The 232-nt window shown below is 44.8% G+C and carries 1 protein-coding gene; it reads right to left on the bottom strand.

The features are described from left to right. Positions 1 to 210: hypothetical protein (locus tag Q4528_RS16415; protein ID WP_303522859.1), on the bottom strand; the 210-nt coding region annotated here is incomplete at its 3' end. Positions 211 to 232: the final 22 nt, after the last annotated feature.

Raw genomic sequence — 232 nt, 5'->3', positions numbered from 1 at the left:
ATCTAAAAAGTCCTCGCCTAATTCAAACCGTTTAATACCCGGTATATCTTCGGGAGGATAATAAGTAACACTGGGATACATAAAGTCACTCACCCGCAGCACATCCAAAATAGAACCTGGCAACTCTGAGCGAAAACCAATGGTGATTTCTACTCCATGATTAGCGAGAAATTTTTCGGCCTCACTGCGCGCTGCACTCCAGCCAGGCACATGAATTAGCGCAGTACTGTAT

The sequence above is a fragment of the Staphylococcus pasteuri genome (genome assembly GCF_030547725.1).
In the GTDB taxonomy this organism is placed as follows: domain Bacteria; phylum Bacillota; class Bacilli; order Staphylococcales; family Staphylococcaceae; genus Staphylococcus; species Staphylococcus pasteuri.
This window is presented reverse-complemented; position numbering and strand designations above follow the sequence as displayed.